Here is a 25,512-nt window from a genome sequence, read left to right as displayed (position 1 = left end):
CGTCTTCTCTCCTCCTTCTTTCCTTCTCCTTTTTCGCCCCCCCCCCCCCCCCCCCCCCCCCCCCCCCCCCCCCCCCCCCCCCCCCCCCCCCCGGGCCGCCGACGGCGGCCCGCACTCCCCCGACGGTCACCACCTCGCTGTTCGCGCCGCGGGGCTTCGCCCTGGCCGGCGTCACCGAGCTGCCCACGGCGGACGGGCCCCGCAGGGTGCTGGTGCTGCGGATGGCGGCGGCGTCGCTGCGCGACTACCGGCTGCACACCCGCGACGGGCGCGAGGAGTACACGCTGGCGGCCGACTCCCTGGAGCTGCGCGGGGACGTGACCCTGTACCTGACGAGGTTCAGCGGGTGCATCGAGGGGCTGCTCTGCGTCACCTTCAGCCCGGACGGGCTGCCGGCCCCGCCGGTCATCCCGCCGTTCGTGTTCATGACCCGGGTCAGCGCCGAGCAGGCACTGGTCACCTCGGACGTGATCGTCACGGAGGGGCTGCGGCTGGGAGCCTCGTGACGGCGGGGTCAGACGGGGTCGGGAGGGGTCAGAGCAGGCCGAGCTGGGTGACGAACATGGCCACGACGACCACCAGGGTCCAGCCGAGCACGTGCTCCAGCCAGGCGGAGTCTTCCTTGGGGCCGCCCGTGCCGACGAGGCGGCGGGCGCGGGCGGTGAGGGCGGCGGTGTGTGCGGTCATGCCGTCCAATGTGCCAGCGTTCGCGGCTTTCGCGGTATATGACGAGGGTCACTGGTGGCGCCGGTCACGCCGCCGGGCCCCGGCGGCCTCCGCTGTCCGGAGGTGCTGCCGGGGCCCGGCGGCGGGATGCGCTCCCGGTCAGGTCGTCGTGCGCCGGCGTCCGCCCATGGAGACCATGGCCAGACCCAGGCACAGCATGACCGCGCCGGTGATGACGTTGCTGACGACACTGCGGGTGGTGTCCATCTCACCGGCCATGACCCAGGGGGCCACGATGGTCCAGGCGCCGATCGCGACGGCCGTCCAGGCCATCGCGTGCGTGCGCTCGTACGCCGTCCCCAGTCCGCCCATACACAGACAGAAGGCCAGACCGGCGATCAGGTTGTTGATGGCCAGCGGGCCCAGCACGCTGAACCCGGCGATCCAGGGCGAGGCCGCCAGGTACAGGCCCGAGATCAGGGCCAGTGCCTCCACGGCCTGCGCGGCGGGAGTGCTCGTCACCCGCTCGAACCGAGTCCGCATCTCGGCAAGGTCCGGGTGTTGTTCGATGCTCGAATGGGTGGTCATGGTGGGCTGCCTCCTAGAGAAGCCTTATATGCCCTTTATGCCCATATTCCGCCCGTTAAGCCACACGGGCGAGCGGACCTTTCCCGCCGGTTGGCGGGAAAGGTCCGGCCCGCGCCTCACAGCACCCCGACCTCCCGCAGCGCCCTGACCTGGTCCACGGAAGGCAGGGCCGGGGCGTAGAGGTAGCAGACGCCGCCGGTGCCCGAGACGGTCTTCCCGGCGGCGTTCCGGCGCTTGGTGCGCAGCCACGCGTTCTCCCACTCCCGGCGCCGGTATACGCGGCGGACGGAGTCGTTGTCCGGCGAGTTCGGGTCGTTGGCGACCACGTCCCCGGCGGCGGTGAAGCCGATCACCGTCATCAGGTGCCCCGCGGTGCCGTAGCCGGCCCCGGTGAGCTCCTGGGCGAGGAAGGACTGGGAGGTGATGACCGGGATCCCCGCGCGGACCAGGGTCTCCAGGTCGGTGAGGGAGGTCAGCCGGGTGACCACGCCGGCCAGATCGCGGTAGGTGGCCGCGTAGGCGGCGTTGAAGGGCCAGTTCCCGCAGCCCTTGTACGCGGCGTCGTAGGTGGAGCGGGCCGCGTGGCAGACCTGCGGGTCGGCGTAGCCGGGGCGGACCCAGCCCAGGGAGGCGGCGCCGGGCCGGCGCCCCCAGTACTCGATGACCATCTGGGAGGAGGTCGGGCTGCACCAGGCCTCGCCGCCGTTGTCGTACTCGGGGTACTGGCCCGCGTGGACCTCCTGGGAGTAGCGCGGGACCTTCAGCTCGTGCGCCCGGCCCGAGGGGGCGGCCGCCGGGACGGTGAAGCGGTCGGGGACGGCGGAGGCCATCGCCCCGGCCAGCCAGACCTTGGGGCCCTGCGCGGTGCCGGGCCTGCGGTGGAGGGTGAGGCGCAGCTGCCAGCCGGTGATGCGCAGGCCCGCGGCCGCGGCGGGGGCGTCCACGGCCAGGGTGTCGGTCCAGACGGTGGTGCGGCCGTCGGTCTGGCCGTCGACGGAGGTGCGGCGGATGTCGCCGTCGCCGGCCGCCCAGCGGCCCATCACGTACCAGCGGCCGGCGGTGCCGTCGCCGTAGGAGGGGCGCAGCTCGGTCTGGATCCAGGTGCCGGCCGGGGTGCGGGCGTTCCAGGACGCGATGGCCTCGGTGGCGGCGACGGTGGTGCGGTGCACGGGAGAGGTCCAGGTGGCGTACTCCCAGGCGGACTTCCGGGCGGTGTGCGGGTCGGTGTACTCGGTGCGGCCGGCCGGGGCCGCCATCTCCAGCCCCGGCCGGGCGCCGGCGACGGCGGTGGTGCCGCGGTGGGTGCCGGCCTGCCAGTGGGCGTACGCGTACCAGAACCGGTTGTCGACCGTCCGGGCCGCGGCAGCGCCGGCGGCGGCGTCCGCGGCGGCGTCCCCGGCAGCGTCTTCGGGGGCCGCGGCGGGGCCCGGGTCGGGGGCGGCGGCCGGGTCGGGGGCGGAGGCCGGGCCGGAGGCCGCGGAGGCCCGCCCGCCGGGGACGGTGGCCGCGGTGGCGGCGGCGAGGGCGACGGCCAGCAGGGCCCTGCGTGGCGTGGGTGCGGTCATCGGCTTGTTCCCCCAGGGGGTCGGTCTGGTGGTGCGGCTGCTCCACCCTTCCAGTTCCCGGCCCTGCGGCGGCGAAGCCCGGGGGCCGTGTCGGGGGCCCGTACCCTGGCCGGGTGGAGCCACAGCAGTCACTTGAGTCACTCGCGCGGGAGCTCGCCGCCCTGCCGCCCTCGCTCGGCCCGGTGCGGCTGATCGGCATCGACGGGCACGCCGGGTCGGGCAAGAGCACCTTCGCGGAGCGGCTCGCCGACGCCCTGGGGGGCGCTCCGGTGCTGCACCTGGACGACGTGGCCACCCACGAGGAGCTGTTCGGCTGGGCGGGGCGGCTGCGGGCGCAGGTGCTGGAGCCGCTGGCCGCCGGACGGGCCGCGCACTGGGCCCCGTACGACTGGGTGGGGCGCCGCTTCGGTGCCGAGCGGGTGCTGGAGCCGGCGCCGGTACTGCTCGTCGAGGGGGTCGGGGCGGGGCGGCGGGCGCTGCGGCCCCATCTGGCGCGGCTGCTGTGGATGGAGACCCCCCGGGAAAGGTCCTGGGGGCGGGGGCGGAACCGGGACGGACAGGAGCTTTCCGACTTCTGGGACGGATGGGAGCGCGCGGAACTCGCGCACTTCTCGGACGACCCTTCACGCCCCTTCGCGCACACCTTGGTACACCAGAGTGGTACGGGATACGAGTGGACTTCCGGGGCTTCTGCGACCCCGGGAACGACCCCATCCGTCACCGAGCGTCACGGACTCCCCCAGGCCTGAGCGGCCGCGCCCCGACGGCCGCACGGGGCTTCCCCGACCCGCTTGACCCGGGCCCGGGAACCGCCGTACGTTCTGAATGCGCGGTCCGCAAGGGCCGCCGCGGACGCGAAGCCCCCGATTGTTCCCCCGTGATCGGGGGCTTCGTTCTGCCCCGGAGCGGTGCGGCGCGCGTCGCACCGCCCGCTCTTCTTCACCCTGAGTTACCCTGCGCTTCCGGGGCACGCCCACGACCCGTGCCCACCGCACCCTGGGTAAGGTGCGTCACCGCAGGTACGATGCAGCCCTGATTTCATCGGCGGGGTCGACAACTCTGGTGCGCGACGCGGAGTTTGCCGCGCACCACGGGGCATGCTTGTGGGGGATGTGATGGACTTCGGCATGCCGGGCAGCGCACACGCTCCGGCCGAACTCGCCTGGCTCCGCGGGGTCGACGCCTGCACGATGGGCGCCTACCCGCAGGCCGAGGAGGAGTTCCGGGCGGCCGTCGGGCTCGATCCCACCATGGCCGACGCCTGGCTGGGACTGCACGCGCTGCGGGTGGACACCACCAACGCCTTATTGCGGATGTACGCCCACCGGGACCGCTTCGGCGAGCAGCGCACCCGGCACCGCCGGACCCTCAACTCCTGGTACTGGCTGGGCTGGTGGGTGCAGCCGGTGCTGGAGAGCCGGCGGGACCTGCTGCTGGCGCACGCCTCCCACTGGCTGGACGGCCGCCACGTGCCCGAGCTGGACCAGGCCCTCGCCGCGCTGCCGCCGGTGGACACCGATCCCCAGGTCCGGTTCCTGCACGCCTGCCGGGCCTACCTGGTCAAGGACTGGGAGCAGCTGGTCCGGCACACCGAGCCGCTGGTGCTCGACCCGCTGCTCGGCATCGAGGCGGGGCTCTTCGGCGGGATGGCCCGGGTCCGGCTGGAGATGTACGGGCAGGCGGAACCGATGCTGTCGGCCGCGCTGATGCGGTGCCGCAGCGAGCAGCCCCAGCGCAAGGAGCTGCGGTACTGGCTGGCGCGGGCCCGCGAGGGCACCGGTCGCAGCGCGGCGGCGCTGCCGCTGTACCGGGCCGTGCACCGGGTGGACCCGGCGTTCATGGACACCGCGGCCCGGCTGACGGCGATCGAGGACAGCACCGACCCCGACGACATGGCCGGGCTGGCCGACGCCTTCGGGTACGGCGGGTACGGCGGCCACCTGAGCGAGGGCTTCGCCGGGCACTACGCGGCGGTCGCCCTGGGCGGCGGGGGCGGTGGCGGCGGGGGCGGCCCGGTCCAGGACATCGCGCCGGACGGGCAGGTGGACCCCGATCCGCCGACGCCCGGGGAGCCGCCGGGAACGGGCCGGCTGGAGGGCGTACGGCACCGGCTGCCGGTGCCCCCGCAGGGCGCCCCGCCCGGGCTGCCGGCCGGTCCGCCCGATCCGGCGCTGCTCGCCGAGGCGCTGGCGGAGCTGGAGCGGATGGTCGGCCTGGAGCCGGTGAAGCGGCAGGTGAAGGCGCTGTCGGCGCAGCTGCACATGGCCCGGCTGCGGGCCGCGCAGGGCCTTCCGGTGCAGCCGCCGAAGCGGCACTTCGTCTTCTCGGGGCCCTCGGGGACGGGCAAGACCACGGTGGCCCGGATCCTGGGGCGGGTCTTCTACGCGCTGGGGCTGCTGGGCGGGGACCACCTGGTGGAGGCGCAACGGGCCGACCTGGTCGGGGAGTTCCTCGGACAGACCGCGGTCAAGGCGAACGATCTGATCGACTCGGCGATCGGCGGGGTGCTGTTCGTGGACGAGGCGTACAGCCTGTCCAACTCGGGCTACAGCAAGGGCGACGCGTACGGCGACGAGGCCCTGCAGGTGCTGCTGAAGCGGGCCGAGGACAACCGGGACCACCTCGTCGTCATCCTGGCGGGCTACCCGGCGGGGATGGACCGGCTGCTGGCCGCCAATCCGGGGCTGTCCTCGCGGTTCACGACCCGGGTCGACTTCCCGAGCTACCGGCCGGCGGAACTGACCGCGATCGGCGGGGTGCTGGCGGAGGGGAACGGGGACTGCTGGGACGAGGAGGCGCGGGAGGAGCTGCGCAGCATCAGCGGGCACGTGGTGGAGCAGGGCTGGATCGACGAGCTGGGCAACGGGCGGTTCCTGCGCACGCTGTACGAGAAGAGCTGCGCGTACCGGGACCTGCGGCTGGCGGGCTTCGCCGGTGAGCCGTCGCGGGAGGACCTGGCCACGCTGCGGCTGCCGGACCTGATGCAGGCGTACGGGGAAGTGCTCTCGGGGCGCGGGCCCAGCCCGGCCTGACCCTTCGGCTGCCGCCGGTTCCTCCCGGGGGGGGCGCCTGCCGGTGGGGCTCTGCCGGCTCCGGCCGTCGGGCCCGCCCGGTGGGACGCTGCGGGGTCCCGGGGCCCCGGCGCCGTCCATCGGGTGGGGCGGGCCGCAGCGCCGCCATCCGCCGTCGGCCGTCGGCCGCGGGGCCCGGGCGGGGACGGGGGCCGGGGCCGTGCGGCGCCTGCGGGGCGTGGCCGCTGCGCGGAGCGGTCCCCTACCCTCCCTTCCACCGTTCCCCGGGGCTCCGCCCCGGACCCCGTACGGCGCTGCGCGCCCGAGGGGCACCCGGCCGGTGCGCCGGCACCGGAGCTCCGCCCCTGGCCCCCGGGCCGGTGTGCCGCGCCGGGGCTCCGGGCCGGTGTGCCGCGCCGGGGCTCCGGGCCGGGCCCGTCCGGAACCGGATCACGGGCGGGCCCCGGGCCCCGTCCGGAACCGGATCACGGGTGTCGGTCCCGGGGCGCCCGATCCGGACCCCGTACTGGCGCTGCGCGCCGCCGGGACCCCGGGCCCCGTACGGCGCTGCGCGCCCCACGGCACCTCGCCCGCCGCCCGGCCAGGGGCAACGGCTCTGGGTGTGCGGGGTGTTGGCGGGGCCCCCGGGGGCGGCGAGGCGGCGTGTGCCGGTAGGGTCGAGCTGCAACACGACGCGAAGGGGAGCCTCAGTGGCGCGGGTTGCAGTGATCGGCGGGGGTATCAGCGGGCTGGCGACGGCCCTCATGATCGGGCGGCGGGGCCATGCGGTCACGCTGTACGAGCAGGACGTCCGGGGGGCCGGAGGGGACCTCGACCGGGACTTCTTCGACTGGGACCGGCCCCGGGTCCCGCAGGCCGTGCAGCCGCATTCCTTCCTCGCCCCCGTGCGTTCCGTCCTGCGCGCCGAGACGCCCGACGTTTACGCGGACCTGCTGGCGCGCGGCGCCCGGGAGTACCACGACTTCGACTGGTTCGGCGAGCACCCTCCGGTCCGGGACGGGGACGAGGAGCTGGTGACCCTGCGGACCCGGCGCATCGTGCTGGAGGCCGCGCTGGCCTCGGCGGTGCGCCGGGAGGCGGCCGTCGAGGTGCGGCAGGGCAGCCGGGTGAGCGGGCTCGTCTTCGCCGAGGGGAGCCCGCCGCGCGTCACCGGCGTGCGGGTGGGGGCCCGGGAGGAGCGGGCGGACCTGGTCGTCGACGCGTCCGGGCGGCGTTCGCCGGTCCCCGCGTGGCTCACGGCGGCCGGCTGCCGGCCGCCCGTCGTCGAGAGCCACCGCACCGGACTGGCGTACTTCTGCCGCTGGTACGCGCTGCGGGCCGACGGCCCCCGGAACCCCGGGAGGGTGAAGACCGGCTCGGCGGCGCCGTTCGCGCTCGCCGGGGTGTTCCCGTCCGACAACGACACCTTCGCGGTGCACCTGGTGCTCTCGACGGGTGACCCGACCCGGAGCGCGGTCACCGACCCGGCCGTGTTCGAGGCCGCCGCCCGCCGCTTCCCCGCCGCCGCGGCCTGGCTCGGCCTGGACCCGGAACCGCGGTCGGCCGTGCTGCCCATGGCGGGCCTGCCCAACCGCTGGACCTCCCTGGCCGACGGTGCCGGGCCCGTGGTCACCGGCCTGGTCAACGCGGGCGACAGCCTCGTCCACACCAACCCGACGCTGGGCCACGGCGTCGCCTTCGGCCTGCTCGCCGCCCAGTACCTGGCCGCCCACGCCGACGGGACGGCCGCGGACCCGGCCGGCTACCACGACTGGACGGCCCGGACCCTGCGCCCGTGGTTCGACGACCAGGTGGCCGCCGACCGGGTCAACGAGCAGCGCCTCGCCGAGAGCGCCCCGGCGGCGGACCGGCGGGCGGCCGCCCTGGGCGCCTGCGCCTTCGAGGACCCGGTCGTCATGCGGGCCCGGGCCCGGGTCCGCCACCTGCTGCTGCCCGCGGCCGAGGCCTACGGCAGCGACGAGGTGGACCGGGCCGTGACGGCCTGGCTGGAGGCGAACCCTGACTTCGCGCCGGGGCACGACGGCCCGACCCGGGACGAGTGGGAGGCACTCGTCCCGGGCTGAGCCGGACCGGGGTCAGACGCGGGCGAAGGGGCGGTGGGCCGGGTCGCGGACCTCGCCGACCAGCATTTCGAGGACGTCCTCCAGGGCCACCAGGCCCAGGATCCGGCCCGCCGGGTCGGCCACCTGGGCCAGGTGGGTGGCGTCGCGGCGCATGACGCTGAGGGCGTCGTCCAGCGGGAGGGTGGAGCACAGGGTGGTCATCCGGCGCCACACCCGCTGCGGCACCGCCCGCTCGCGGTCCTCCAGGTCGAGGACGTCCTTGACGTGGAGGTACCCCATGAAGGCCCCGGTGTCGGAGCGGACGGGGAAGCGGGAGTAGCCCGTGCGGACCGTCAGCTGCTCGATCTGCCGGGGGGTGACTGCCGGCCCGACCGTGACGAGGCGGTCCCGCCTGAGCAGGACGTCGGTGACCGGGCGGCTGCCCAGTTCCAGGGCGTCCTCCAGGCGCTCCTGCTCGACCGGTTCGAGGAGCCCGGCCTGCCGGGAGTCCTCCACCAGCCGGCCCAGCTGCGCGCTGGTGTAGACGGCCTCGACCTCGTCCTTCGGCTCGACCTTGAACAGCCGCAGGACCAGCGCCGCGCACGCGCCGAGCGCCGTGGTGACGGGGCCGCAGAGGCGGGCGAAGGCGACCAGGCCGGGGCTGAACCACAGGGCGGTCTTCTCGGGGGCGGCCATGGCGAGGTTCTTCGGGACCATCTCGCCGATGACCAGGTGCAGGAAGACCACCGCCGACAGGGCGACCACGTAGCCGAGGGGGTGGATCAGGCCCTCGGGCACGTGCAGGGCGTGGAAGACGGGCTCCAGCAGCCGGGCCACCGTGGGCTCGGCGACGGCGCCGAGGGTGAGCGAGCACATGGTGATGCCGAACTGGGCGGCGGCCATCATGCGCGGCAGGTTCTCCAGGCCGTACAGCACCTGGCGGGCCCGCTTGGACTCCGCGGCCAGCGGCTCGATCTGGCTGCGGCGTACGGAGACGAGCGCGAACTCGGCGCCGACGAAGAAGCCGTTGGCCAGGACGAGGAGCAGGGCGAAGAGGAGCTGGAGCGCGTTCACAGGGCGGCGCCTTCCAGCTCGGCGGCCTGGCGGCCGCTCGCGGGGGCCGGCACGGCCGTGAGGCGCACCAGCCGCACCCGCTCCGCGCGGTTGCGCCGGACCTGGCGGACGGACAGCTTCCAGCCGGGCAGCTCGGCCCGGTCCCCGGGGGAGGGGATCCGGCCGAGGAGGTCGGCCACGAGCCCGGCGACGGTCTCGTAGGGCCCCTCGGGCACTTCGAGGCCTATCCGGCGCAGGGTCTGCACGCGGCAGCTGCCGTCGGCCTCCCAGGAGGGACGGCCGTCCTCGCCGGGTACGGCGGCCAGTTCGGGGCTGTCGTCCTCGGCGAGGTCGTGCTCGTCGCGGACCTCTCCGACGAGTTCCTCCACGATGTCCTCCAGGGTGACCACGCCGGCGGTGCCGCCGTACTCGTCGACGACCACGGCCATGGGCTGTTCGCTGCGCAGCCGCTCCAGCAGCGGCTGGACCGGCAGGGAGCCGGGGACCAGCAGCGGGGCGACGCAGATCCGGGCGACGGAGGTGCGGGCGCGTTCGGACTCGGGCACGGCGAGGGCGTCCTTGAGGTGGACGACGCCGGTGACCTCGTCGATGCGCTCGCGGTAGACCGGGAAGCGGGACAGGCCGGTGGCGCGGGTCAGGTTCAGCACGTCGGCCGCGGTGGCCGTGTCCTGGAGGGCGCTGACCTTCACGCGGGGGGTCATGACGTGCTGGGCGGTGAGTTCGCCGAGCGACAGGGTCCGTACGAAGAGGTCGGCGGTGTCCTGTTCGAGGGCGCCGGCCTGGGCCGAATGGCGGACCAGGGAGACCAGTTCGCCGGGGGTGCGGGCGGAGGCCATCTCCTCGGCGGGCTCCACTCCGAGCGCCCGCACGAGGCGGTTGGCGACGGAGTTGAGGCCGGCGATGACGGGCCGGAAGGCCCGGGAGAAGGCCTGCTGCGGGCCGGCCACGAAGCGGGCCACCTGGAGCGGCCGGGAGACCGCCCAGTTCTTCGGGACGAGCTCGCCGACGACCATCTGCACGGCGGAGGCGAGCAGCATGCCGGTGAAAACGGCGACGCCGGAGACGGCTCCGGCGGGCAGGCCGGTGGCGGCGAGCGGCCCCGACAGCAGGCCGGCGAGCGCCGGTTCGGCCAGCATGCCGACGACGAGTGAGGTGATGGTGATGCCGAGCTGGGTGCCGGAGAGCTGGAAGGACAGCTCCCGCAGGGCTTCGACGACCGTGCGGGCACGGCGGTCGCCCTCGGCTGCGGCGCGCTCGGCCTCGGGCTTCTCGACGGTGACGAGGCCGAACTCGGCCGCCACGAAGAAACCGTTGGCGAGGATCAGTGCGAAGGCCGCCACGAGCAGCAGTAGCGGGATGGTCATGCCGCCGCCTCCGTGGGGAGGGCGGCGCGGGTACTACCGGACGATCCGTCCATTGCTGGAGGGAGTCACTCCTCTGGTCGCAGGTGCCCACGGGCCACGGGGTCCCGGGGCGGTGGGAGGGCGCACGGGCGCGCCCCGCCACCAGGGTAGTCATTGAGATCGCCGCCGCAATGGGACGCAGCGGCGAGGCCCGGCTCGGTCAGTGGTCGTTTGTGCCGGTTCCGTGGGTTTCGGCGAGGGCGCGCAGGGCGCGGGCGTCGCCGATGGCCCGGGCCTTGGCCACACCGGGCTGGATGCCGAGAACGGGCAGGCTGGTGCCGTCGTTGAGGTCGAGGAAGACCCACGGGTCGCCGGGGCGGAGGTTGACGCGGAGGATCTGCGCCCACTCCAGGCGGCGGGTGGTGGTGAGGTTCACCACGGTGACGCCGTTCTCGTCCGCGACCACCTTGGGGCGGCTGAGCAGGACGAGGACGGAGGCCATCAGGGCGGCGGTGAAGACGAAGCTGACCCGCTCGCCGGGGCTGAGGTTCTCCAGGAGCAGCGCGATCGCCGTGATGGTGGCGAACATGGCGGTCCCGACACTGAGCAGCACCGCCCGGGTGCGGTTCGGCCGGAAGGTGACCGGCAGGGCGGGGGTTGCGGGGCGGGCGGCGGACTCGCTCATGGTGCGCTGGGCCTTCTGGGGTGGCGTACGGGGGACGGCGCGGGGGTGGTGCGCCGTACGGGGGCGGTGGGGCCGGGAGGGGTCCGGGTGCGGACCCCTCCCGGCCGGAGCCGTCCTAGAGGCGGCAGGCGTGGATCGAGGTGGTGAGGATCGCGCGCGCGCCGAGCTCGTACAGGTCGTCCATGATCCGCTGGGCCTCCTTGGCGGGGACCATGGCGCGGACCGCGACCCAGCCCTCGTTGTGGAGCGGGGAGATCGTCGGGGATTCCAGGCCCGGGGTGAGGGCGACGGCGCGCTCCAGGTGCTCGGCGCGGCAGTCGTAGTCCATCATCACGTAGCTGCGGGCCACCAGGACGCCCTGGAGGCGGCGCAGGAACTGCGCGACCTTGGGGTCCTCGACGCCGGCGCCGGTGCGGCGGATGACGGTCGCCTCGGACTGGAGGATCGGCTCGCCGATGACCTCCAGGCCGGCGTTGCGCAGGCTGGTGCCGGTCTCGACGACGTCGGCGATGACCTGCGCGACGCCGAGCTCGATGGCGGTCTCGACGGCGCCGTCCAGGTGGACGACGGAGGCGTCGATGCCCTGGTCGGCGAGGTGCTTGGCGACGATCCCCTCGTAGGAGGTGGCGATCGTCATCCCGCCGAAGTCCTCCGGGCCCTTGGCGGTGCCGGGCTTGGTGGCGTAGCGGAAGGTGGACCGGCCGAAGTTCAGCGGCAGGATCTCCTCGGCGTTGGCGCCGGAGTCGAGCAGGAGGTCGCGGCCGGTGATGCCGATGTCCAGCTTGCCCGAGGCGACGTAGATCGCGATGTCCTTCGGGCGGAGGTAGAAGAACTCGACCTCGTTGTCGGGGTCGACCGTGACGAGTTCCTTGGACTCCTTGCGCTGGCGGTAGCCGGCCTCATGGAGCATCGCCGACGCCGGTCCGGAGAGTGAACCCTTGTTGGGGACGGCGATGCGCAGCATGGGCTTCCTTTGGTGCGTAGGTGCGAAGGGTGTGGGCGGGGCGGGGGCCCCGGTACTGCGGGCTCCGGTACGGCGGGCTCCGGCCTAGAGGTGCGCGTAGACGTCGTCGAGGGAGATCCCGCGCGCGACCATCATCACCTGGACGTGGTAGAGCAGCTGGGAGATCTCCTCGGCGGCGGCGTCCTTGCCCTCGTACTCGGCGGCCATCCAGACTTCGGCGGCCTCCTCGACGATCTTCTTGCCGATGGCATGGACGCCCTTGCCGACGAGCTCGGCGGTGCGGGAGGTGCTGGGGTCGCCGTTGGCGGCCTTGTGCTGGAGCTCCGTGAAGAGCTCTTCGAAGCTCTTGGTGGGTTCGTTCGCCATGATGCCCTTAGAGTACGGGCTCACCCGGGTCCCCCGGTGCCGGGGTTCACTCCTTGGACTACCGCCAGGGTTCGCTGACGGTGCGCAGCGTCATGGCGGTGGAGACGGCGGCGGTGACCGCTTCGTGCCCCTTGTCCTCGTTCGAGCCTTCGAGGCCGGCGCGGTCCAGCGCCTGCTCGTCGTTGTCGCAGGTCAGGACACCGAAGCCGACGGGGACTCCGGTGTCGATCGACACCTGCACCAGGCCCTGGGTGACACCCTGGCAGACGTAGTCGAAGTGCGGGGTGCCGCCGCGGATGACCACGCCGAGGGCGACGATGGCGTCGTAGCCGCGGCCCGCCAGGACCTTCGCCACGACCGGGAGTTCGAAGCTGCCGGGGACGCGGAGCAGGGTGGGCTCGTCGATGCCCAGCTCGTGCAGGGCCCGCAGGGCGCCGTCGACCAGACCGTCCATGACCTTTTCGTGCCACTGGGCCGCGATCACGGCCACCCGGAGGTCTCCGCAGTTCTTCACGCTCAGTTCGGGTGCGCCCTTGCCGCTCACAGCTCTGCTCCTCGGTGTTTCGGTTCCGCTGGTGTGTACGAGTGGTGTGTCTGGGTGGTGCGTCTGGCTGGTCGGTGGTTACTGGTTGCCGCAGGCGGAGGTGGTTACGGCACCCTCCAGCCAGGGCAGGTCGTGGCCCATCCGGTCCCGCTTGGTGCGCAGGTACCGCAGGTTGTGCTCGCCGGCCTCGACGGGCATGGGCTCCCGGCCCGCGACGGCGATGCCGTGGCGGACGAGGGCGTCCGACTTGTCGGGGTTGTTGGTCAGCAGCCGGACGCTGCGGACGCCGAGGTCGGCGAGCATCTGGGCGCCGGCCCCGTAGTCGCGGGCGTCGGCGGGCAGGCCGAGTTCCAGGTTGGCGTCCAGGGTGTCGCGGCCCTGCTCCTGGAGCTCGTAGGCGCGCAGCTTGGACAGCAGTCCGATGCCGCGGCCCTCGTGCCCGCGCAGGTAGACGACCACGCCGCGGCCCTCGGCCTGGATGCGGGCCATGGCGGCCTGGAGCTGGGGGCCGCAGTCGCAGCGCTGGGACTGGAAGATGTCGCCGGTCAGGCATTCGGAGTGCATCCGGACCAGGACGTCCTCGCCGTCGCCGACCTCTCCGTGGACGAGGGCGACGTGCTCGACGCCGTCGACGGTGGAGCGGTAGCCGTACGCCGTGAAGTTCCCGGCGGCGGTCGGCAGGCTGACCTCGGCCTCGCGGCGGACGGTCGGCTCGGAGGAGCGGCGGTAGGCGATCAGGTCCTCGATGGAGATGATCGTCAGGCCGTGCTTGCGGGCGAAGGGGATCAGCTCGGGCAGCCGCAGCATGACCCCGTCCTCGCCGGCGATCTCCACGATGGCGCCGGCGGGGCGCAGGCCCGCGAGGCGGGCGAGGTCGACGGCGGCCTCGGTGTGGCCGTTGCGGACCAGGACGCCTCCGGGCTTGGCGCGCAGCGGGAAGACGTGGCCGGGACGGACGAAGTCGCCGGCCTCGGAGGTGCCGTTGGCCAGCAGGCGCAGGGTGGTGGCGCGGTCGGCGGCGGAGATGCCGGTGGTGACGCCGTGCTCGGCGGTGGCGTCGACGGAGACGGTGAAGGCGGTCTTCATCGACTCGGTGTTGTTCTGGACCATCTGCGGGAGCTCCAGGCGCTCCAGCTCGGGGCCCTCCATCGGCGCGCAGATCAGGCCCCGGCACTCGCTCATCATGAACGCGACGATCTCGGGGGTGGCCTTCTCGGCGGCGATGACGAGGTCGCCCTCGTTCTCGCGGTCCTCGTCGTCGACGACGACCACGGGGCGGCCGGCGGCGATGTCGCGGATGGCCTGCTCGACGGGGTCGAGGCGGAAGGTCTCCTGGTCGTCCGCGTCCGGCACGGACTTGAGGATGGTGGTCATGCCGTTGCTCCTTCGAGGGCCGTGGCGGGGGTGGTGCGCGAGCGCTGGTACCAGTCGTAGGCGCCCCACAGGACGAGCGCGAAGTAGACGACGTAGACGAGGCCGGAGAAGGCCAGGCCGCTGTTGAAGGCGAGGGGGACGCCGACCAGGTCGACGAGGAGCCAGGCGAACCAGAACTCGACCAGGCCGCGGGCCTGGGCCACCATCGCCACGATCGTGCCGACGAAGATGTAGGCGTCGGCCCACGGGCTCCACGACAGGTTCGGGAAGAGGGTGAACAGGCCGCCCACGGCGAGGGTGCCGGCGGCGGCTCCGGCGAGGAGCAGTCCGCGCTCCTTCCAGGTGGCGGTGCGGACGGCGATGGAGCCGTCCTGGGCCTTCTGCCGGCCGAGCTGCCAGGCGCGCCAGCCCCAGACGGCGACGGCGATCACCAGGAGCTGCTTGCCGACACCGCCCGCGAGGTGGGCGGAGGCGTAGGCGGCGACCAGGATCAGGCCGGAGAGGAGCTGGGCGGGCCAGGTCCATATGGAGCGGCGCCAGCCGAGGGCGAGGGCGGCCAGGCCCATCAGGTTGCCGATCATGTCGGACCAGATGACCTTCTGCCCGAAGACCTCGAAGGCCTGGGTGTTGAGCCAGGTCAGGGCGGTCACTGGTCCGTCTCCTTCGCGTGGAGGGGGTTCACGCCGGCGGCCAGCAGGCGCTCGACGTACTTCGCGAGGACGTCGACCTCGAGGTTGACCGGGTCGCCGCTCTGCTTGATGCCGAGGGTGGTCAGCGCGAGGGTGGTGGGGATGAGGCTGATGGTGAAGTAGTCGGCGGCGGCCTCGACCACGGTGAGGCTGACGCCGTCCACAGTGATAGAGCCCTTCTCTACGACGTACCTTGCGAGGTTCTCCGGCAGCGAGACCTTGACGATCTCCCAGTGCTCCGAGGGGGTGCGGGAGATGATCCGGCCGGTGCCGTCGACGTGTCCCTGGACGAGGTGGCCGCCGAGCCGTCCGCCGAGGGCCATGGGGCGCTCCAGGTTGACCCGGGAGCCGGCGGCGAGGGCGCCGAGGCTGGAGCGGTTGAGGGTCTCCTGCATGACGTCGGCGGTGAACTCGCCGTCCTCGGTCTCGACGACGGTCAGGCAGACGCCGTTGACGGCGATCGAGTCGCCGTGCTTGGCGCCTTCGGTGACGACGGGGCCGCGCAGGCGGAAGCGGGAGGCCTCGGCGAGCTGCTCGACGGCGGTGACCTCGCCCAGTTCTTCGACGATTCCGGTGAACACTCAGTGCTCCTTGGGGGCGTTGGCGGGAACGGCGGTGATGCGCAGATCGGTGCCGGTGCGGACGGCCTCGGTGATGTCGAGGCGTACCGCGTGGGCGATGTTGGTGATGCCGGCGCCGGCGAGGGCGGCGGGCCCGGCGCCGAGGAGGGCCGGGGCGATGTAGCCGATGACGCGGTCGACGGCGCCGGCTTCCAGGAAGGCTCCGGCGAGTGTGGGTCCGCCTTCGAGGAGGACGGAGCGCACGCCGCGCGCGTACAGCTCGGCGAGGAGGGGGCCGAGGGGGAGGCGGCCGTCGTCGCTCAGCGGCAGCCGGAGCACGTCGGCGCCGGGCAGGTGCGCGGTGTCGGCGTCCTCCCCGGTGACGATCAGGGTGGGGGCGGCGTCGTCGAGGATGCGGGCGGTCGCCGGGAGGCCGGCGCGGGTGTCGAGGGCGACGCGCAGCGGCTGGACGGCTCCGTCGACGCCGCGGACGGCGAGGTGGGGGTCGTCGGCGCGCAGGGTGCCGCCGCCGACGAGGACCGCGTCGGCCTCGGCGCGCAGCCGGTGGACGTCGGCGCGGGACTCGGGGGAGGTGATCCAGCGGCTGCTGCCGTCCTCGGCGGCGCTGCGGCCGTCGAGGGTGGCGGCGTACTTCCAGGTGACGTGGGGGCGGCCGAGGCGTACGGAGGTCAGCCAGGCGGTGTTGCCCTGTTCCGCCTCGTCGGCCAGCAGGCCGGCCTCGGTGTCGATCCCCGCGGCGCGCAGGGTGGCTCCGCCGCCGCTGGCCTGCGGGTTCGGGTCGGAGACGGCGTAGACCACGCGGGCGATGCCGGCGTCGACGAGCGCCTGGGCGCAGGGGCCGGTGCGGCCGGTGTGGTTGCAGGGTTCGAGGGTGACGTAGGCGGTGCCGCCGCGGGCGGCGTCCCCCGCCGCGCGCAGGGCGTGGACCTCGGCGTGCGGGCCGCCGGCCCGCTCGTGCCAGCCTTCGCCGACGACGGCGCCCGCGGGGTCGGTGATGACGCAGCCGACGACGGGGTTGGGGCTGGTGGAGCCGAGTCCGCGGGAGGCCAGCTCGATGGCCCGGCGCATCGCGGTGATGCTCGGGTCGGGTGCTGCCTGCGCGGCGTGTGTCGCCACCGGGTCCTCCTGCCTCATCGGGCACGGACTCCGGGGCCTGTCGGGATACGACAGATGAAGCGGGTAGCGCACACGGGGACGCCGAGGCCGGAAATCACGGTCCGTCCGACACGTATCCGCTGGGAATACGCCGATGGACCGCCGACGGCGGCGTACCGGTGACTGGCCCGCCGCGCACTGCCTCCCATCCGGACTTTAACCGTCGGTCCAGGAATTTCACCTGGTCAACCGGCCGCTGGATGCGGACGGGTCGCGGACTATACCGCCGGTTCGGAATTACACCGACCCCGGAGTGCGCTGCTACTGGTACTAGGGCCAGTGTGCCACGGGGGATCGGGGGCCATGTGGGTGAAGCGCTGTGGCCTGGCTCACAGGGGCGCCGTTCTCGAGCGTCCCTATTGCGCCACCGGTGTCGCGATCTCCGCCTGCCCGGCTTTGGTCCAGACCTATTGACGGGTTGGTCTAGTCCTTTTAACGTTCCCTTCATCTTCCCCGGGAGCCGGCCTGTCGACGTGCGCACGTCACGGGCCAACCAGCGCCACCTTCCTGCCTGTTGCCGCACGTTGGCCCTGCCATCCTCCCCTCCCCAGGAGGCACCATGCTGTCCCCCACACGTACGAGAGCGATGCTCCTGGCATCCGGCGCCGCGATAGCCGGACTGCTGGTCGGCGGGCTCTCGGCCGGCGTGTCCCACGCCGCCGACAACGAGACCTGTCGCCCGGACGGGCTCTACAAGACCGCCGGCGTCGACGTCCCGTACTGCTCGGTCTACGACTCCGAAGGCCGCGAGAAGATGGGCGCCGACCACCAGCGCCGCGTCATCGGATACTTCACCGGCTGGCGCACCGGCAAGGACGGCACGCCCGCCTACCTCGCCAACAACATCCCGTGGTCCAAGGTCACCCACCTCAACTACGCCTTCGCCCACGTCGGCGCCGACAACAAGATCTCGGTCGGCGGGGACAACGCGAACAACGCCGCCACCGGAATGACCTGGCCGGGCGTCGCGGGGGCCGAGATGGACCCGGCCCTCCCGTACAAGGGCCACTTCAACCTGCTGAACAAGTTCAAGAAGCAGTACCCGAACGTGAAGACCCTGATCTCGGTCGGCGGCTGGGCCGAGACCGGCGGCTACTTCGGCGACGACGGGAACCGGGTCGCCTCCGGCGGCTTCTACTCGATGGCCACCAACGCCGACGGCTCGGTCAACCAGGCGGGCATCGAGACCTTCGCGGACTCCTCGGTGGAGTTCATCCGCAAGTACGGGTTCAACGGCGTCGACATCGACTACGAGTACCCGACCACCATGAAGGACGCGGGCAACCCGCTGGACTGGCAGCTGTCCAACGCCCGCCGGGCCGGCCTGGTCAAGGGCTACGACGTCCTCATGAAGACCCTGCGCGAGAAGCTCGACCGCGCGGGCGCCGCCGACGGCAAGCACTACCTGCTCTCCGTCGCCGCCCCCTCCTCCGGCTACCTGCTGCGGGGCATGGAGACGTTCCAGATGCAGAAGTACCTGGACTACGTCAACATCATGTCCTACGACCTGCACGGCGCCTGGAACGAGTACGTCGGCCCCAACGCCTCCCTCTTCGACGACGGCAAGGACGCCGAACTGGCGGCCGCCGGCGTCTACGGCAGCGCCCAGTACGGCGGCGTCGGCTACCTGAACACCGACTGGGCCTACCACTACTTCCGCGGTTCGATGCCCTCGGGCCGGATCAACATCGGCCTGCCGTACTACACCCGCGGCTTCAAGAACGTGCAGGGCGGCACGGACGGCCTGTGGGGCAAGGCCCCGGCCACCAGCTGCCCGGCGGGCGCCGGTCTGACCAAGTGCGGTGACGGCGCGGTCGGCATCGACAACCTCTGGCACGACAAGGACGCCAACGGGGTCGAGTCCCCGGCGGGCTCCAACCCGATGTGGCACGCCAAGAACCTGGAGAAGGGCGTCGTCGGCGACTACGTCACCAAGTACGGCTTCCCCGCGAACACCACCCTGACCGGCAGCTACGCCCGCAAGTACGACTCCACGCTGGTGGCGCCGTGGCTGTGGAACGCGCAGAAGAAGGTCTTCCTGTCCACCGAGGACGAGCAGTCCGTCGCGGCCAAGGCCGACTACGTGGTCGACAGGGGCATCGGCGGCACGATGGTCTGGGAGCTGGCCGGCGACTACGCGTACAACGCCGCCAAGGGCCAGTACGAGCCGGGCGACACCCTCACCTCGCTGATGTACGACAAGTTCAAGGCCGCCACCCCGTACGGGGCGAAGAAGGCGGGCGCCACCGTGCCGCCGGCGCAGGCCGTGGACATCAAGACGGAGTTCACCGAGTTCAAGCTGGGCGACTCCAACTACCCGATCACCCCGAAGCTCAAGATCACCAACAACACGAAGAGCACGCTGCCCGGCGGCACCGAGTTCCAGTTCGACTACGGCACCTCGGCCCCGGCCAACGCCTCGGACCAGTCCGGCTTCGGTACGAAGATCATCGCCACCGGCCACTCCGGCAACAACGTCGGCGGCCTGAAGGGCGACTTCCAGCGGGTCTCCCTGAAGCTCCCGGCGTGGCAGACGCTGGCCCCGGGTGCCTCCGTCGACCTGGCGTTCAACTACTACCTGCCGGTGTCCACGCCCTCCAACTGGACGGTGAACATCTCCGGCACCACCTACGCCCTCGCCGGCGACCTGGCGCGGGGCACCACCACCGGCGAGCCGGGCGGCGGCAGCACCCCGCCGACCACCCCGCCCACCACTCCCCCGACGACCCCGCCGACCACCCCCGGGACCTGCACCTCCCCGGCGTACGTGGCGGGCACGGTCTACAACTCCGGGAGCGTGGTCTCGCACAAGGGCCACACCTGGAAGGCCCAGTGGTGGACGCAGAACGAGGAGCCCGGCAGCACCGGCCAGTGGGGCGTCTGGAAGGACCAGGGCGCCTGCTGACCCCCTGCGGACGAGCGTGAACGAGGACCCGGTGGCCCGGCGGCCACCGGGTCCTCCCGCGCGTCCGGGGCCCGCCCCGCGCCGGGCTGTCACATTCCGGAGCACCCGTCTGTCTCCTGGGAGAAGCCACTCCCACGCGGAAGGACACCCACCATGAGCACGATCCTCGTCACCGGCGGCACCGGGAACCTCGGAGCGCTGGTCGTCGCGCGGCTGCGCGGCCGGGGCCACGAGGTCCGGGCCCTGAGCCGGTCCTCCGCCGAGTACCCCGTCGACCTGCGGGACGGCAGCGGGCTGGACGCGGCGATGGCGGGCGCGGAGGTGGTGGTGCACTGCGCGAGCTCGCCGCGCGGCGGCGACGACGTCGCGGCCCGGCAGCTGATCGGGGCGGCCCGGCGGGCCGGGACCGTCACCAACCTCGTCTACATCTCGATCGTCGGGGTGGACGTGGTGCCGTTCGGCTACTACCGGACGAAGCTGCGGGTGGAGCGGATGCTGGAGGGGTCCGGGCTCGGGGTGACCGTCCTGCGGACCACCCAGTTCCACGACCTGGTGGCCCAGGTGACGGCCGCCGCGGCGAAGCTCCCGCTGGTCCCGCTGCCCAAGGGGGTGCGGGTGCAGCCCATCGCCGTCGAGGAGGTCGCGGACCGGCTGGCGGAACTGGCCGTCCCGGTACCGGCCGGGCGGGTGCCCAACATGGGCGGGCCCGAGGTCCGCACCCTCCAGGAGTGGGGCCGCGCCTACCTCGCGGCGACGGGGAGCAGGCGGCGCGTGGTCACGCTGCCGCTCGCGGGGAAGGCGTACGCGGGCTTCCGGCGCGGGGGGAACCTGGCCCCCGCGCAGGCGGTGGGCCGGACCACCTTCGGGGAGTTCCTGGAGCGGCGAGGGTAGGGGGCCGCGGGCCGGCACGCGCGGCACGCGCCTTACACGCGGCCCCTTCAGCCGCTTCAGCCCCGTCAGCCCCCTCAGCCCCCTCAGCCCCCGAACAGGTCGTCCTGGGCGGCCGCCCGGGCGGCCAGGCGGGCCCCCTCCAGGACGGCCGGGCCGCCGAGCCCGGTGGCGCGGACCTCCGTCGGTACGGGGGTCAGGGCGGCCAGCCGGTCCGCGACGCGGGCGGCGAGGCCGGGGCCGCCCGCGCGGCCGAGCTCCCCGCCGAGGACCACGCAGCCCGGGTCCAGGACGGCGGCGACGGCCGCCGCCCCGAGGGAGAGCCGTTCGGCGAGGGCGTCGAGGAAGGCCTCCCCCGCCGCGCCGGCCACGGCCTCCTCGACGGGCCCGGTGAAGCCGTGCTCCGCGGCCAGGGCGGCCACCGCCGTGCGCCCGGCCAGGGAGTGGAAGCCGCCCCCGCAGTCGGTGGCGGACGGCAGCCCGGGGGTGCCGGGGACGGGCAGGAAACCGATCTCGCCGGCCCCGCCGGAGGCGCCGCGGCGCAGCCGCCCGTCCAGGACGACGGCGGCGCCGACGCCCGCGCCGAGCCACAGCAGCACGAAGGAGTCCAGGTCCCGGGCGGCGCCCACCCGCTGCTCGGCGAGGGCCGCCAGGTTGGTCTCGTTCTCCACCAGCACCCGGGCCGGCAGGGTCTCCTGGAGCGCGGCCACCAGGTCCCGGTGCCAGGCGGGCAGACCGCCGGTGTCGCGCAGTTCGCCGCCCGCCGGCGCGACCAGCCCGGGCGCGCCGACGACCACGGTGTGCAGCTCCCGGGCGCCCGCCTCCCGGGTCAGCTCCGCCAGCCGGGCCACGGCCTCGCCGACCGCGTCGACGGGCAGGGAGGCCCGGGCCAGGGGGTGGCCGAGGAGGTCGGTGACGACGGCGGTCGCGCTGTCGGTCCGTACGTCCAGGGCGGCCAGGTGGGCGCGGCCGGCGACGATCCCGTACAGGCGGGCGTTGGGGCCGCGGCGCTGTTCGCCCGACTCCCCCACGACCTCGACGAGCCCGGCCGCGCCAAGCCGTTCGACGAGGTCGGCGACGGAGGGGCGGGACAGCCCGGTCAGCCGCTTGAGCTGGGCCGCCGTCAGGGGCCCCTCCTCCTGGAGGAGTTCGAGGGCGAGGCGGTCGTTGATGGCCCGTGCCGTGCTCGGCGAGGCGGGGGACGGCACGGCCGTCGCGGCGGGGGTCAGCACCTTGGCAGGGGTCACGGCGCCCATCTTAGGGAGGGAAAGGCTCTAACTATCAGGCAGGCTCCCTGATAGTTTACTTGCCATGACCGGGGAACCCGACCTCAGCCCGGCGCGCCTGCGCCACGCCCGCTTCGCGATCGCCGCCGTCTTCTGCGTCCACGGCGCCGTCACCGGCTCCTTCGCCACCCGCATCCCCTGGATCCAGGACCACGCCGGGCTCGGCTCGGGCGCCCTGGGCCTGGCCCTCGGCTTCCCGGCCCTCGGCGCGGCGCTCGCGATGCCGCTGGCCGGGCGGATCAGCCACCGCTTCGGCGCCCGCGCCGCCCTGCGCGGGCTGCTGGCGCTGTGGACCCTGTCGCTGGTCCTGCCGGGCCTGGCCCCGAACCTGTGGACCCTGTGCGGGGCGCTCTTCGTCTACGGGGCCACCGCCGGGATGTCGGACGTGGCGATGAACGCCCTCGGCGTGGAGACGGAGAACCGGCTCGGCCGGTCGATCATGTCCTCGCTGCACGGCATGTGGAGCGTGGGCGCGCTGCTGGGTTCGGCCGCGGGCACGGTCGCCGCGCACGCGGGGACCGACACCCGGCTGCACCACCTGGTCGCGGCACTGGCCCTGACCGCTGCCGGGCTGGTCGCCGTACGCGGGGTGCTGGACCTGCGCGCCGCCCGCGAGGAGGAGCCCCCGCCGCGGTTCGCCCGGCCGCCGAGGACGGCGCTGCTGATCGGCGGGGTGGGCTTCTGCGCGGTCTTCGCGGAGGGGGCGAGCCTGGACTGGTCGGCGGTGTACCTGCGGGACGTGCTGGGCTCGGCGGCCGGACCGGCCGCCGCCTCCACCACCGCGTTCGCGCTGACCATGGCGCTGGCCCGGCTGGCCGGGGACCGGGTGGTGGACCGGTTCGGGGCGGTGCGGACCGTACGGGCGGGCGGAGTGCTGGCGGTCGCGGGCGGGCTGCTGGTGGTCGGCGTCCGGCAGCCTGCGGCGGCCATGGCGGGCTTCGGGCTGATCGGGCTCGGCATCGCGGTGGTGGTGCCGCTGGCCTTCGCGGCGGCGGCGCGCAGCGGGCCGGCTCCGGCGCAGGCCATCGCCGGGGTCGCGACGATCACGTACACCTCGGGGCTGATCGCGCCGTCGGCGATCGGGGCGGTGGCGGACGCCAGCTCGCTGGTGGTGTCGTTCGGGCTGGTGACCCTGCTGGCGTGCGCGCTGACCGCGGGGGCGGGGGTGCTCCGGACCGGCCGGGCGCCGGGCGCGGCCCGTGACAACAATCGGGACGAACCAGCCCCTATCCGGCCGTAATATATCCGCTGGCCCACTGCGGTGATCTCTGTGGCGATCCCTGTGGTGATCGACCCGCAGGCGGCCAGGATCCTTGATCGGCCGACGGAACGGAAGTGGTGGGACATGGGCTTCGGCGTGCGCTGGACCCTGCACGGAGACGGGCGGACGCCCGCTCCCGGCGCGGTGGTGCGGCCCGAGGAGCGGCTGTCGTGGCCGCGCACCGCCGGGCTCGGTGCCCAGCACGTCGTCGCGATGTTCGGCGCCAGCTTCGTCGCCCCGGTGCTCATGGGCCTGGACCCGAACCTGGCGATCATGATGTCGGGCATCGCGACGGTGATCTTCCTCCTCGCGACCCGCGGCCGGGTCCCCTCCTACCTGGGCTGCTCCCTCTCCTTCGTGGGCGTCGCGGCGGCGATCCGGGCGGGCGGCGGGGACAGCGCGGTGGTCACGGGCGCGGTCTTCACCGTCGGCGCGGCGCTGTTCCTGGCGGGCCTGGCCGTCCAGCGGTTCGGGGCGCGGATCATCCACGCGGCGATGCCGCCGGTGGTGACGGGCGCGGTCGTGATGCTGATCGGCTTCAACCTGGCGCCGGTCACGGCCTCGACGTACTGGCCGCAGGACCAGTGGACGGCGCTGCTGACCATGCTGTTCACCGGGCTCGCGGTGGTGTGCCTGCGCGGGTTCTGGTCGCGCATCGCGATCTTCCTGGGCCTGGTGTTCGGGTACGCGGTGTCCTGGGTCTTCGACCTGCTCTTCGGCAAGATCCACTCCACGGTGGGCGGGCCCGAGGCCGTGGACCACTGGCGGCTGGACCTCTCCGGCGTCGGCAAGGCCGACTGGATCGGGCTGCCGTCCTTCCACGCACCGTCCTTCGAGTGGTCGGCGATCCTGATCGCGCTGCCGGTCGTCATCGCCCTGATCGCCGAGAACGCCGGGCACATCAAGGCCGTCGGCGAGATGACCGGCGACCCGCTCGACGACAAGCTCGGCACCGCCATCGCGGCCGACGGCGCGGCGTCCATGCTGTCCACCGCGGTCGGCGGCCCGCCGAACACCACGTACTCCGAGAACATCGGCGTCATGGCCGCCACCCGCGTCTACTCCACGGCGGCCTACTGGGCGGCGGCCGGCTTCGCCCTGCTCTTCGGCCTGTGCCCCAAGTTCGGCGCGGTCGTGGCCGCGATCCCCGGCGGTGTGCTGGGCGGCATCACGGTGATCCTGTACGGCATGATCGGCCTGCTCGGCGCGCAGATCTGGCTGCACGGCCGGGTGGACCTGCGCAACCCGCTGAACCTGGTGCCGGCCGCGGCGGGCATCATCATCGGCGTCGGCGGGGTCGAGCTGCACTTCACCGACAGCTTCGAGCTGGGCGGCATCGCACTCGGCACGATCGTGGTGATCACCGGCTACCACGCGCTGCGCTACTTCGCCCCCGCGCACCTGAAGGAGCAGGAGCCGCTGCTCGACTCCGGCACGTCGGCCTACGACGCCGGGGGCGACAAGCAGGATTGACGGCCCTTCGCCCGAACCGGCGAAGCGCACGGCCAAGTTCCCCGCACGGGCCGTCCGGGCTGGGACGCTGCCCTGCATGGAAGCGGTACTCGCGCGGATGCGCGCCCTGGACGAGCGGCTCCCCGCGCAGGACGGTGTCGCCGTCTTCAACCGGGTGTACATGACCGTGACGCAGACCCTGCACCGGCGGATCGGCCAGGGCGAGTTCCCGGCACCGCGGCGGGCGCAGACGCTGGCCGTACGGTTCGCGGAGCGGTACCTGACGGCGGTGGAGGCGGACCGGGCGCCGGCCTGCTGGCGCCCGCTGCTCCAGTACCGGCGCCACCCGGGCGTGCGGCCGCTCCAGCACGCGCTGGCCGGGATCAACGCCCACATCGGGCACGACCTGGCCCTGGCGGTGGTGTCCGCCTGCCACGCCCTGGACTGCCCGCCGACGGCCCTCGAAGCCGACTTCCACCGGGTCGGCGACACCCTGGTCTCCCTGGAGGAACGCATCCGGGAGGACCTGATGCCGGGCCCGGACCTCCTGGAGGTCGCCGACCCCCTCACGCACCTGCTGGGCTCCTGGAGCCTGGAGCGGGCCCGGGCGGGGGCCTGGGCATCGGCCCGCCTGCTGTGGACGCTGCGCCGCTCCCCCGACCTCGCGGAGGAGTTCGAGGAGTCCCTCGACGCCGGCGTGGGCCTGGTGGGGCGGTGCCTCCTGACCCCGACGCCCCTCAGATCCGCTGCGCGGTGCTGCCCGAACCCCTGGTGACCCGCCGCTGCGCGGGGCCGCGTGATCGGCTGGTACCGCCGCGGGTGCGGGTGCCGCTGCGCGGGCTGCTCCCCTACCCGCCCTTCGCCCGTTCCCCGGGGCTGCGCCCCGGACCCCGCTCCTGGGGGCTCCGCCCCCAGACCCCCGCGCCTCAAACGCCGGCGAGGCTGAGGTTTGCCGGCCGGGGCTGGATTTCGCGCAGCGAAATTCCAGCCCGCGCGGCGATTGAGCGCACCGGGCGCGCAGCGCCCGGTATCGGGGTCAGGGGCGGAGCCCC

At 73.8% G+C, this 25,512-nt stretch carries 23 protein-coding genes and 1 riboswitch; of the genes, 9 read left to right on the top strand and 14 right to left on the bottom strand.

The features are described from left to right. Window positions 1–221 precede the first annotated feature (221 nt). Window positions 222–506 carry a hypothetical protein gene (locus AC07A6_RS32360; RefSeq protein ID WP_478779509.1) on the top strand — a complete coding sequence of 95 codons (285 nt, stop codon included), beginning with the start codon at window positions 222–224 and terminating at the stop codon, window positions 504–506. A gap of 28 nt (window positions 507–534) precedes the next feature. On the opposite strand, the gene AC07A6_RS32355 is transcribed toward AC07A6_RS32360, so the two are convergent. The 3 genes from AC07A6_RS32355 to AC07A6_RS32345 form a co-directional block, all read right to left on the bottom strand. Then, complete coding sequence (locus AC07A6_RS32355; protein ID WP_125603990.1) at window positions 535–687, bottom strand: SCO1431 family membrane protein; 153 nt, start codon at window positions 685–687, stop codon at window positions 535–537. 138 nt (window positions 688–825) lie between these two features. Further along, window positions 826–1,254, bottom strand: coding sequence for an SPW repeat protein (locus AC07A6_RS32350; RefSeq protein WP_125818246.1), 429 nt, complete (start codon window positions 1,252–1,254; stop codon window positions 826–828). A gap of 116 nt (window positions 1,255–1,370) precedes the next feature. Next, on the bottom strand, window positions 1,371–2,819 hold the full coding sequence (locus AC07A6_RS32345; protein ID WP_478779508.1) for a peptidase C39 family protein: 1,449 nt from the start codon (window positions 2,817–2,819) through the stop codon (window positions 1,371–1,373). 113 nt (window positions 2,820–2,932) lie between these two features. On the opposite strand from AC07A6_RS32345, the gene AC07A6_RS32340 reads away from it, so the two are divergent. The 3 genes from AC07A6_RS32340 (at window position 2,933) to AC07A6_RS32330 (ending at window position 7,914) form a co-directional block, all read left to right on the top strand. Continuing rightward, window positions 2,933–3,568 carry a uridine kinase family protein gene (locus AC07A6_RS32340; RefSeq protein ID WP_386275423.1) on the top strand — a complete coding sequence of 212 codons (636 nt, stop codon included), beginning with the start codon at window positions 2,933–2,935 and terminating at the stop codon, window positions 3,566–3,568. 366 nt (window positions 3,569–3,934) lie between these two features. Next, window positions 3,935–5,851, top strand: coding sequence for an AAA family ATPase (locus AC07A6_RS32335; RefSeq protein ID WP_478779507.1), 1,917 nt, complete (start codon window positions 3,935–3,937; stop codon window positions 5,849–5,851). Window positions 5,852–6,540: 689 nt separating this feature from the next. After that, on the top strand, window positions 6,541–7,914 hold the full coding sequence (locus tag AC07A6_RS32330) for an FAD-dependent oxidoreductase (RefSeq protein ID WP_478779506.1): 1,374 nt from the start codon (window positions 6,541–6,543) through the stop codon (window positions 7,912–7,914). A 12-nt stretch (window positions 7,915–7,926) separates the two neighbouring features. Here the strand turns inward: AC07A6_RS32330 and AC07A6_RS32325 are convergent, their stop codons facing one another. The 10 genes from AC07A6_RS32325 to ribD all read right to left on the bottom strand — a co-directional run bounded on the left by AC07A6_RS32325 (window position 7,927) and on the right by ribD (window position 16,647). Next, entirely contained in the window at window positions 7,927–8,967 is a 1,041-nt protein-coding gene (locus AC07A6_RS32325) for a hemolysin family protein (protein WP_362467461.1), read from the bottom strand. After that, window positions 8,964–10,331 carry a hemolysin family protein gene (locus AC07A6_RS32320; RefSeq protein WP_478779505.1) on the bottom strand — a complete coding sequence of 456 codons (1,368 nt, stop codon included), beginning with the start codon at window positions 10,329–10,331 and terminating at the stop codon, window positions 8,964–8,966. The genes AC07A6_RS32325 and AC07A6_RS32320 overlap by 4 nt, the downstream gene beginning before the upstream one ends. A gap of 199 nt (window positions 10,332–10,530) precedes the next feature. Next, window positions 10,531–10,995 carry a PH domain-containing protein gene (locus tag AC07A6_RS32315; RefSeq protein ID WP_386275426.1) on the bottom strand — a complete coding sequence of 155 codons (465 nt, stop codon included), beginning with the start codon at window positions 10,993–10,995 and terminating at the stop codon, window positions 10,531–10,533. Window positions 10,996–11,110: 115 nt separating this feature from the next. After that, complete coding sequence (gene hisG / locus AC07A6_RS32310; RefSeq protein WP_125603397.1) at window positions 11,111–11,959, bottom strand: ATP phosphoribosyltransferase; 849 nt, start codon at window positions 11,957–11,959, stop codon at window positions 11,111–11,113. An 84-nt stretch (window positions 11,960–12,043) separates the two neighbouring features. Further along, window positions 12,044–12,325: a phosphoribosyl-ATP diphosphatase gene (locus AC07A6_RS32305; RefSeq protein ID WP_362467458.1), complete on the bottom strand. Its 282-nt coding sequence runs from the start codon at window positions 12,323–12,325 to the stop codon at window positions 12,044–12,046. A 58-nt stretch (window positions 12,326–12,383) separates the two neighbouring features. After that, a complete protein-coding gene (gene ribH / locus AC07A6_RS32300) occupies window positions 12,384–12,869 on the bottom strand; it encodes a 6,7-dimethyl-8-ribityllumazine synthase (RefSeq protein WP_007262951.1) in 486 nt (161 codons plus the stop codon). Window positions 12,870–12,947: 78 nt separating this feature from the next. Next, a complete protein-coding gene (locus AC07A6_RS32295) occupies window positions 12,948–14,243 on the bottom strand; it encodes a bifunctional 3,4-dihydroxy-2-butanone-4-phosphate synthase/GTP cyclohydrolase II (RefSeq protein WP_478779504.1) in 1,296 nt (431 codons plus the stop codon). Further along, window positions 14,240–14,893: a nicotinamide mononucleotide transporter family protein gene (locus AC07A6_RS32290; protein ID WP_478779503.1), complete on the bottom strand. Its 654-nt coding sequence runs from the start codon at window positions 14,891–14,893 to the stop codon at window positions 14,240–14,242. The genes AC07A6_RS32295 and AC07A6_RS32290 overlap by 4 nt, the downstream gene beginning before the upstream one ends. Then, window positions 14,890–15,513 (bottom strand): riboflavin synthase, encoded by a 624-nt coding sequence (locus AC07A6_RS32285; RefSeq protein ID WP_285549703.1) that lies wholly within the window; start codon window positions 15,511–15,513, stop codon window positions 14,890–14,892. The genes AC07A6_RS32290 and AC07A6_RS32285 overlap by 4 nt, the downstream gene beginning before the upstream one ends. Then, a complete protein-coding gene (gene ribD, locus AC07A6_RS32280; protein WP_478779502.1) occupies window positions 15,514–16,647 on the bottom strand; it encodes a bifunctional diaminohydroxyphosphoribosylaminopyrimidine deaminase/5-amino-6-(5-phosphoribosylamino)uracil reductase RibD in 1,134 nt (377 codons plus the stop codon). It abuts the gene before it with no gap. A gap of 152 nt (window positions 16,648–16,799) precedes the next feature. Continuing rightward, window positions 16,800–16,929, bottom strand: a riboswitch (FMN riboswitch). A 298-nt stretch (window positions 16,930–17,227) separates the two neighbouring features. Here ribD and AC07A6_RS32275 point away from each other — a divergent pair. Both AC07A6_RS32275 and AC07A6_RS32270 read left to right on the top strand, forming a co-directional pair. Then, window positions 17,228–19,573, top strand: coding sequence for a chitinase C-terminal domain-containing protein (locus tag AC07A6_RS32275; protein ID WP_478779501.1), 2,346 nt, complete (start codon window positions 17,228–17,230; stop codon window positions 19,571–19,573). A gap of 153 nt (window positions 19,574–19,726) precedes the next feature. Further along, window positions 19,727–20,464, top strand: coding sequence for an SDR family oxidoreductase (locus AC07A6_RS32270; RefSeq protein ID WP_478779500.1), 738 nt, complete (start codon window positions 19,727–19,729; stop codon window positions 20,462–20,464). An 83-nt stretch (window positions 20,465–20,547) separates the two neighbouring features. On the opposite strand, the gene AC07A6_RS32265 is transcribed toward AC07A6_RS32270, so the two are convergent. Further along, complete coding sequence (locus tag AC07A6_RS32265) at window positions 20,548–21,717, bottom strand: ROK family transcriptional regulator (protein ID WP_478779499.1); 1,170 nt, start codon at window positions 21,715–21,717, stop codon at window positions 20,548–20,550. A 55-nt stretch (window positions 21,718–21,772) separates the two neighbouring features. Here AC07A6_RS32265 and AC07A6_RS32260 point away from each other — a divergent pair, with 55 nt between their 5' ends. From AC07A6_RS32260 to AC07A6_RS32250, 3 genes are all read left to right on the top strand, one after another. Beyond that, entirely contained in the window at window positions 21,773–22,987 is a 1,215-nt protein-coding gene (locus tag AC07A6_RS32260; protein ID WP_478779498.1) for an MFS transporter, read from the top strand. A gap of 105 nt (window positions 22,988–23,092) precedes the next feature. Next, window positions 23,093–24,481 (top strand): uracil-xanthine permease family protein, encoded by a 1,389-nt coding sequence (locus tag AC07A6_RS32255; RefSeq protein ID WP_362467483.1) that lies wholly within the window; start codon window positions 23,093–23,095, stop codon window positions 24,479–24,481. Between the two features lie 76 nt (window positions 24,482–24,557). Beyond that, complete coding sequence (locus tag AC07A6_RS32250; protein WP_478779497.1) at window positions 24,558–25,235, top strand: DUF5995 family protein; 678 nt, start codon at window positions 24,558–24,560, stop codon at window positions 25,233–25,235. Window positions 25,236–25,512: the final 277 nt, after the last annotated feature.

Source organism: Streptomyces sp. NPDC044002 (assembly GCF_056434525.1).
The sequence above is the reverse complement of the archived record's forward strand: the minus strand, read 5'-3'. Positions and strand labels throughout refer to the sequence as shown.

What these genes read in the sequence shown, in the direction of transcription:
- ribD (WP_478779502.1), bottom strand. Translation starts at nt 16,647, where the DNA reads ATGAGGCAGGAGGACCCGGTGGCGACACACGCCGCGCAGGCAGCACCC.
- AC07A6_RS32315 (WP_386275426.1), bottom strand. Translation starts at nt 10,995, where the DNA reads ATGAGCGAGTCCGCCGCCCGCCCCGCAACCCCCGCCCTGCCGGTCACC.
- AC07A6_RS32250 (WP_478779497.1), top strand. Translation starts at nt 24,558, where the DNA reads ATGGAAGCGGTACTCGCGCGGATGCGCGCCCTGGACGAGCGGCTCCCC.
- AC07A6_RS32295 (WP_478779504.1), bottom strand. Translation starts at nt 14,243, where the DNA reads ATGACCACCATCCTCAAGTCCGTGCCGGACGCGGACGACCAGGAGACC.
- AC07A6_RS32355 (WP_125603990.1), bottom strand. Translation starts at nt 687, where the DNA reads ATGACCGCACACACCGCCGCCCTCACCGCCCGCGCCCGCCGCCTCGTC.
- AC07A6_RS32275 (WP_478779501.1), top strand. Translation starts at nt 17,228, where the DNA reads ATGCTGTCCCCCACACGTACGAGAGCGATGCTCCTGGCATCCGGCGCC.
- AC07A6_RS32255 (WP_362467483.1), top strand. Translation starts at nt 23,093, where the DNA reads ATGGGCTTCGGCGTGCGCTGGACCCTGCACGGAGACGGGCGGACGCCC.
- AC07A6_RS32270 (WP_478779500.1), top strand. Translation starts at nt 19,727, where the DNA reads ATGAGCACGATCCTCGTCACCGGCGGCACCGGGAACCTCGGAGCGCTG.
- AC07A6_RS32265 (WP_478779499.1), bottom strand. Translation starts at nt 21,717, where the DNA reads ATGGGCGCCGTGACCCCTGCCAAGGTGCTGACCCCCGCCGCGACGGCC.
- AC07A6_RS32360 (WP_478779509.1), top strand. Translation starts at nt 222, where the DNA reads ATGGCGGCGGCGTCGCTGCGCGACTACCGGCTGCACACCCGCGACGGG.
- AC07A6_RS32335 (WP_478779507.1), top strand. Translation starts at nt 3,935, where the DNA reads ATGGACTTCGGCATGCCGGGCAGCGCACACGCTCCGGCCGAACTCGCC.
- AC07A6_RS32320 (WP_478779505.1), bottom strand. Translation starts at nt 10,331, where the DNA reads ATGACCATCCCGCTACTGCTGCTCGTGGCGGCCTTCGCACTGATCCTC.
- hisG (WP_125603397.1), bottom strand. Translation starts at nt 11,959, where the DNA reads ATGCTGCGCATCGCCGTCCCCAACAAGGGTTCACTCTCCGGACCGGCG.
- AC07A6_RS32260 (WP_478779498.1), top strand. Translation starts at nt 21,773, where the DNA reads ATGACCGGGGAACCCGACCTCAGCCCGGCGCGCCTGCGCCACGCCCGC.
- AC07A6_RS32350 (WP_125818246.1), bottom strand. Translation starts at nt 1,254, where the DNA reads ATGACCACCCATTCGAGCATCGAACAACACCCGGACCTTGCCGAGATG.
- AC07A6_RS32345 (WP_478779508.1), bottom strand. Translation starts at nt 2,819, where the DNA reads ATGACCGCACCCACGCCACGCAGGGCCCTGCTGGCCGTCGCCCTCGCC.
- AC07A6_RS32305 (WP_362467458.1), bottom strand. Translation starts at nt 12,325, where the DNA reads ATGGCGAACGAACCCACCAAGAGCTTCGAAGAGCTCTTCACGGAGCTC.